This window comes from Dolichospermum sp. UHCC 0352 (assembly GCF_009711925.1).
Lineage (GTDB): Bacteria > Cyanobacteriota > Cyanobacteriia > Cyanobacteriales > Nostocaceae > Dolichospermum > Dolichospermum lemmermannii.
The window spans coordinates 1-8,136 of the sequence record NZ_VIKY01000129.1; the positions used below are offsets into that span (position 1 = coordinate 1).

Below are 8,136 nucleotides of genomic sequence, written 5' to 3' on the forward strand. Positions count from 1 at the left end.
CCCTGGCCGCAGGACGATAGCGACTACAATAATTAGGAGCGCATAGATAAGACCCACCTTTAATAACGTGTTTAGCAACTCCTGGCTCTCTTGGGTCAAAGCTTTCTTGTTTAGAAGGACCTTGAGGATTTGAAGTGTGACTCTTATGGTCATGACCAGGACGATACCAATCAGTAGTCCATTCCCAGACATTACCAGTAATATCATATAATCCATAACCATTAGGCTGAAAAGACCCTACAGGTGCGGTGCCAATATAACCATCTGCTTTAGTATTGAAAACTGGAAATAATCCTTGCCAGGTATTAGCTTTCTTTTCCGAGTATTGTTCACCCCAACTATAAATAGCATGATTGAGTCCCCCACGAGCCGCATATTCCCACTGGGTTTCTGTTGGTAGTGACATCTTTGCCCATTCGGTATAAGCTTTAACATCTTCATAGGCAACTTGAACAACTGGATAATTGTCTTTACCATTAATATTACTATCCGGTCCGAAAGGATGTCGCCAATTTGCACCTAAAGTCCATTTCCACCAGCTTAAATAGCGGACTCTTTTCGCTTCTGGGTCTGCCATTTGAAAGACTAAAGAACCCGGTTTTCTACTATCATCTGATAAACCAGGAAATTGATCTTTTGGTAAAGGACGTTCTGCCACTGTAATATAGCCGGTTTCTTTGACAAATTGGGCAAATTTGGCGTTAGTAATTTCATATTTATCCATACAAAAACTATTAACGGTAATATCTTCAGCAGAACGTTCTGAATCGTAGTGAGCATCTGAACCAATATTAAAAGTTCCACCAGGAATAAATACCATTCCCTCTGGACAGCTATGTTCTGGAGAAGATGCCTTGACTTCTGGGGAAAACCCGAAAAACAGGCCTATGATTAACAAGCTAAGAATTAGTGATTTTAACCAAATATTTTTCATAACTATTTTCATTTTTAAACAATACAATCTCTTGATTTAAATCTTTGTCAGGTGGATATTACTCAAGCTACTAATTACTATTAATGGTTAATAGTAATACGTTTTTTAGAGAAAATTAGGAATATCAAAGATTAATATCTGTACAAATATTCCTGATTTCTAATATTATTTACATCGCAGTGTATTCAAAAATTTAACAACCGGGTGAACTCAGTTACAAAGGTCTTTTAATTTGTCTACAATCTTGTCTAGTTGCTGAATCATTGCACTAAGCTCCGATGGTATTGAAGTTTTTGCAACTTTACTTTTTGAAGCTGATAGTCGCGGTGGATTTTTTTCAAAAATCGTCTTAAAGTCATCTTTCATGCTGACAACAAGCCAATTCTCATGATCCTGAGCATGGTCTAGAGATTGATTCAGAGTTTCATTATCATCTCTTGCGTAGGGAACATTATTGTAGCAATATTCACGTTCTTCATCATCGTGATTGATCAATACTATCAAAGATTTATCTTTGTCAGCACTAGTATATTGAAACATTTGGTAATCACCACTAGAATTACCCACTGCAATAATTGGTCTTTTGCCAACATGAAGTTCAATTCCTGATGGTTTACCCATTGCATCATTATACTGACATAGAATCGGTTTACGCACCAACACTCCACCATCTTGCTGATCAAACAATCTGAAGAAGGCTGAACCAATGATATTTTGAGGGGGAATACCGTAGGCTTCTTCGGCAAAAGAGCGAACAAAATGAACCTCACCACCAGAACAAATATAGACTTGAAATTCCTTTGACTGGAGATACTGGACTAACTCAATTACAGGTTTAAAAGTTAGGTCTATATATGGAGCATCAAACCTAACAAAGTCCTGACCGTCATCCTCGAAAGAAATAGAACTGTGATTCTGTTTAACAAATTCTCCAGCTTTTGTGATGTATTCATCTGTTGAGATTTGTTGGAAAGCATCAATAAGAAAACTAACCCCTTCTCGATCAATCTTTCCCTCGGAATCTTTTATTGCCTTGCGGATATTTTCAGGAAATTGACTTAAATCTGGTTTGATTACATTTCTTGCTGCTTCTTCTCCTTCAGTCTGTGACTTTATAAAGTCTGCTTGGAAATAATTAGGTCGTTCAGCCCATAAAGTTCCATCATTATCAAAAACAGCAATACGATCTTCCACTGGCACAAAATCAGGTCCTTCTGTGGTGATTTTTTCCACAAAAGTTATGATTTGTTCCTTATTCTTAGAATTATCGTTCCAAGAATTTAAAACAGTAGACATGATTATATTTCTCCTTGAATGTAGGTAAGATTTTTGTCAAGAAAATCAGGAGGATCAAGGATCAATAGCCTTTCAGAGATCCTCCTAACTTTTAATTTTGCTTACACCGTAGTGTAGTCAAAAAATTAACCACTGAGTAGACTCACTTATTAGAAATGGTTCTCAACTTGTCTACAATTTTACCTAGTTGGTCAACAACTACACCAAACTCTGATGGTAGTTTTGCTTCGCTGGGCATAACTAAAGGCTCAGATTTGGTCCCTGTCGGGTATGTCTTCTGTATGTCTTTGAGGATCTCATCCACCATGTACTTCACACTAAGAGTAGCAGGTCTTTGACGAGGAGGATATTGATCTGCCTTGAATGTATCCAAAAATTGTTTTAGACGTAGCTGCATATCACCAATTAAGAAAATTCGACGGAAACGCCAATCAACGTAATTATCGGACTCTACGTAAGCTTTCTCAAAAGGATCACGGCGTAAGTTAAATAACTTAGGAACTCTCAACTCCACAAAGGGTTCTTCCCAAACATTAAAGCCTTCTGCACGCTGCTCACTAAACAACAGTTTCCAGTCATCATAGCGCATTGCTGCTGGATAGCCGTCATCTGTGAGGTAGACGAACTGATGACGAGGTGAACAAATTGTATCAGTTGTTTCCGTATTTATGTCATGGCAGAATTCATTTGGATATTCTGTTCTTAGAGATGATCTTGTCTCTGTTAAGTACGGTAAGAAGTTGTAACCGTCTAAGTGAACACCCTTGTTTTCGTCAGCAAATTCCTCATATTTATTTGTAGGAATGGGTTCTTTAATGGTTTCTTCTCGGTCTTTGACTTTAAGAAGTTGCTGTTTGATATCTGTCACACCAGCCGCAGCCATCAAAGTTGGCACCCAGTCTAGGTGAGACATAATATCGTTAGAGACAACACCTTCAGGAATATGACCCTTCCAACGGATGATAGCTGGAATACGGAAAGCACCTTCCCAGTTAGTATTCTTTTCGCTACGGAAAGGAGTTGTACCACCATCTGGCCAGCTAAATACTTCCGCGCCATTGTCTGTGGTATAGATGATGATAGTGTTATCGTCTAAGCCTTGATCTTTGATAAATTGAACAAGTTCACCAACCTGACCATCATGTTCTACCATACCGTCTGCTTCAATCCCTTGTCCAGTTACTCCCTTAGAATCATCCTTTAGGTGGGTAAAGACGTGCATACGAGTGGTATTAAACCAGGCAAAAAACGGCTTTTCTTCGTTTTTTGCGTTTGTAATGAACTGTTTTGTGGCCCCTAAAAACTCTTCATCTACAGTTTCCATCCGCTTTTGAGTTAGGGGACCAGTATCGCAGATTCGTTGATCAAGAGTTTTTTCATTAAGCTCAGGTTTACTAGGACTTCTATCCACATACCCACCATCTGTGCATAATGATGTTGGATGAGCATCTTTACCTGCATAACTATGAAGTACACCCCTTGGACGCGCGGCATCTAAGTATGGATCCTTACCCACAGGTGGATAGTCTTCGTTCTCAGGTTCCTCTTCAGCATTCAAGTGATAAAGGTTGCCATAAAATTCGTCAAATCCATGGGCTGTGGGTAGAAACTGATCTAAATCACCAAGATGGTTCTTGCCGAATTGACCGGTTGTGTAGCCCTCAAGTTTCAGTAGGTCTGCCAGGGTTGGATCTTCTGCCTGTAAGCCAATAGTAACACCCGGTATCCCCACTTTAGTCATACCAGTACGGATGGTAGCCTGTCCAGTGATAAAGGCAGCCCGACCGGCTGTACAGCTTTGTTCACCGTAAAAATCTGTGAACCGAACCCCTTCTTTGGCAAGTTTATCTATGTTGGGGGTTCTGTAGCCCATAATACCGTCGTTATAGGCACTAATGTTGAACCAGCCAATATCGTCACCCATAATCACTAAGATATTGGGCTTTGTGGAGGTCTGAGCTAGGGCTACACCCTGACTCATAAAGGGTAAACCATCTACTAGCAATAAGGTAATTGCCAATACTGTTGTTGTCAATAGTTTAAGAAATTTTTTCATCTGTTTGCCTAGAGGCTTGACTAGTCGTTACAGAAAAGCTTATTGACATAAATTCTCCGTAACGATACTAATCTAAATCGTATAACGTCAAGTATACAACAGTGATAATCATGGCATTTTAGGTAACAAATATTTCAATACCCTACAGTTCGAGTATTGAAATATTTGTTTATGCTTGGTATCAAGATAGAACTTTAGCGTTATTTATCGTCAATGAATATTCCAAAAGTCCTACTTTTTCGCACCTCAATAAACGCCATTATTGGTCAAATAATTGAATTTATATGGGTTATACTCACTCAATCTCCAATTTATGACCTACTTAACAATTTGAGTTAATATACTCCTGGGCAAAATTTACACAACAATTCACTACTCTGTATTAATAAATGTGAATTTACTTGTGTGGTCAGGGAACAGGGAACAGGGAACAGGAAAGACAGAATTGATACCTACTGAGTCATGGCTACGCCACGCAAGCTATCAAAAATCAGGCGTTGCTGAAACCAGGTATGAATTTAGGTGTAGAGACCTTCCATGGAAGGTCTCTACAAGGGTTTTGAAATCATCAAAAATCATTTTCATACCTCAAATCAGCAACGCCAAAAATCAAATAGAAGTCCTATAGAAGTAAAAACTATAATCGCTTATAAATTGTAGTGAGGATCTATTTAACGTCTCTACATTCTTTTTCGGAGATGTCTATTGTTAATTAACCAGAACTGAATCACAAAGATTTTCTAAGCCTGTGGCAAAATTTAGTAAAGTTGTCATACAATTATTATTCTTAAGCATGACTGTAACTATTCCTAATCTCCCCAGTCTTTACGAAGCCTTTGCCACAGAAGCCAAATGGCAAAAATTCTGGGAAGACAACCAAGTTTATAAAGCTGACCCCAACCACAAGGGCGAACCTTACTGCGTCGTTATCCCTCCACCTAACGTGACTGGCAGTTTGCACATGGGTCACGCCTTTGAAGGGGCTTTGATTGATACCCTTGTCCGCTACCACCGCATGAAGGGACGGAACACCCTGTGGCTACCGGGAACTGACCACGCCAGTATTGCAGTGCAAACGATTTTAGAAAAGCAACTCAAAGCCGAGGGCAAAACTCGCCATGATTTAGGGCGGGAAAAGTTCCTAGAACGGGCTTGGCAATGGAAGGCGGAATCTGGCGGCACAATTATTAATCAGTTAAAACGCTTAGGTGTATCCGTAGACTGGACGCGGGAACGCTTTACTTTAGATGAAGGTTTATCAAAATCTGTTTTAGAAGCATTTATTCGCCTCCATGAAGAAGGATTAATTCATCGTAGTAATTATTTAGTCAATTGGTGTCCCGCTTCTGGTTCGGCTGTGTCTGATTTGGAAGTAGAACCCAAAGAGGTCAATGGGAATCTGTGGTATTTCCGTTATCCCCTCAGCGACGGTTCTGGCTTTCTGGAAGTGGCGACAACTCGCCCCGAAACCATGTTAGGTGATACAGGTGTGGCTGTTAACCCCCATGACGACAGATATAAACACCTGATTGGGAAAACCGTAACTTTACCAATTATGAACCGGGAAATCCCCATTATTGGTGATGAATTGGTGGACGCGACTTTTGGCACAGGTTGCGTTAAGGTGACTCCAGCCCATGACCCCAATGATTTTGAAATGGGTAAACGTCATGATTTGCCGTTCATTAATATTATGAATAAGGACGGCACACTCAATGAAAATGCTGGTGATTTTCAGGGACAAGACCGCTTTGTGGCACGGAAAAATTTAGTAGCCCGTTTAGATGCTGAAGGTGTTTTAGTCAAAGTTGAGGAATATAAACATACAGTACCTTATAGCGATCGCGGAAAAGTCCCTGTTGAACCTCTGCTTTCTACCCAATGGTTTGTCAAAATCCGCCCCCTGGCTGATAAAACTTTAGATTTCCTCGATAACCAAGATTCCCCCGAAATTGTCCCCCAACGTTGGCATAAAGTTTATCGTGATTGGTTAGTAAATCTGCGTGATTGGTGTATTTCTCGCCAGTTGTGGTGGGGGCATCAAATCCCCGCTTGGTATGCTGTCAGCGAAACTGAAGGAGAAATTGCCGATTCCACACCTTATTTTGTCGCTCGTAATGAAGAGGAAGCGTTAGAAAAAGCCAAAGTCCAATTTGGGGAAGATGTGAAATTAGTTCAAGACCCCGATGTTTTAGATACTTGGTTTTCTTCGGGACTGTGGCCATTTTCTACTTTAGGTTGGCCGGAAGAAACCGAAGATCTAGCCACATATTATCCTACTGCTACCCTCGTTACTGGTTTTGATATTATCTTTTTCTGGGTCGCCAGAATGACAATGATGGGAACACATTTTACCGGAAAAATGCCGTTTAAAACTGTGTACATTCATGGTTTGGTCAGAGATGAAAATAATAAGAAAATGTCGAAATCGGCAAATAATGGCATTGATCCTTTATTGTTGATTGCCAAATATGGAACTGATGCTTTACGCTATACCTTAATTAAGGAAGTTGCTGGTGCAGGTCAAGATATTCGCTTAGAATATGACCGTAAAAAAGATGAATCTATTTCGGTCGAAGCTTCTCGCAATTTTGCCAATAAGTTGTGGAATGCTGCCCGATTTGTGATGATGAATTTGGATGGACAAACTCCAGCCCAATTAGGTCAACCAGTTCCCACAGAATTGAGTGATAAGTGGATTGTTTCCCGTTTCAACCAAGTTGTTAAACAAACAAATCATGACATTGATAATTATGGTTTAGGGGAAGCAGCAAAAGGACTTTATGAATTTATTTGGGGTGATTTCTGTGATTGGTATATTGAATTAGTTAAATCCAGATTACAGAAAGATGCAGAACCCACATCTCGCAAAGTTGCCCAACAAATTATCGCCTACATTTTAGAAGGGATTTTAAAATTACTCCATCCCTTTATGCCCCATATTACTGAGGAAATTTGGCAAACTCTCACTCAACAACCCGCAGAAAATCCTCAACTTTTACCTTTACAAGCATATCCTGAAGCCGATGATAATCTGATTGATTCAGCTTTGGAAACACAGTTTGATTTATTAATTGGCACAATTCGCACAATTCGCAATTTACGGGCAGAAGCAGATATTAAACCAGGGGTAAAAATTACTGCAAATTTGCAAAGTGAAAGCGCAAGTGAAAGATTTATTCTCACTGCTGGACAGACTTATATTCAAGATTTAGCCAAAGTGGAAACTTTAACAATTGTTGATGTTAATCCTGTTGTGATTCCCGAAGAGATTGCAAAAACTGAAGATAATAAATATTGGGGTGGAATCAAGATCATTGCTTTAATAGTTGTCGCCCTTATTAGCTTAAAAGTAGCTATATTTGTGGGAAATACTGCGTTAGATATTCCCTTCTTTGGAACCAGCTTTGAAATAGTTGGTTTGGGTTATGTAGGTTGGTTTATTATCCGCTATTTACTCAAATCTGAAGCAAGAGAAGAGTTATTTGCAAAATACTTTCCACCCAGTGAAACACCAATTGAACCAGAATTACCACCAACCGTACTCCAGGAAAAAGAAAATTCTATTGCTGGTGTTATCGGGACTGTACAGGTAGTAATTCCCTTAAAAGGAGTTGTAGATATTGAAGTCGTTCGTGCGAAACTGGAGAAAAGCTTACAAAAAGCCGAAGCAGAAGTGGAATCTTTAAGTGCGAGATTAAGCAATTCTAAGTTTGTGGATAAAGCCCCCGCAGATGTAGTACAGACTACAAGAGAGACTTTAGCAGAAGCACAAAAACAAGCGGAAATTTTACGCATACGTCTAGAGACGTTATCGTAGATGGTGATTGGTGATTGGTGATTGGTGATT

4 protein-coding genes are annotated in these 8,136 nt (G+C 39.6%); 1 reads left to right on the top strand and 3 read right to left on the bottom strand.

Annotated features, from left to right (window positions below; all coding sequences use genetic code 11):
• From FJR06_RS08735 to FJR06_RS08745, 3 genes are all read right to left on the bottom strand, one after another.
• Positions 1–934, bottom strand: a 934-nt coding sequence (locus FJR06_RS08735) for a formylglycine-generating enzyme family protein (protein ID WP_254434406.1), incomplete at its 3' end; no start/stop codon positions are given.
• A 210-nt stretch (positions 935–1,144) separates the two neighbouring features.
• On the bottom strand, positions 1,145–2,230 hold the full coding sequence (locus FJR06_RS08740) for an HAD family phosphatase (RefSeq protein WP_168651251.1): 1,086 nt from the start codon (positions 2,228–2,230) through the stop codon (positions 1,145–1,147).
• Positions 2,231–2,372: 142 nt separating this feature from the next.
• On the bottom strand, positions 2,373–4,286 hold the full coding sequence (locus FJR06_RS08745) for an arylsulfatase (RefSeq protein WP_168651252.1): 1,914 nt from the start codon (positions 4,284–4,286) through the stop codon (positions 2,373–2,375).
• A 793-nt stretch (positions 4,287–5,079) separates the two neighbouring features.
• Here FJR06_RS08745 and FJR06_RS08750 point away from each other — a divergent pair.
• Positions 5,080–8,106: a valine--tRNA ligase gene (locus tag FJR06_RS08750; protein WP_168651253.1), complete on the top strand. Its 3,027-nt coding sequence runs from the start codon at positions 5,080–5,082 to the stop codon at positions 8,104–8,106.
• Positions 8,107–8,136 lie beyond the last annotated feature (30 nt).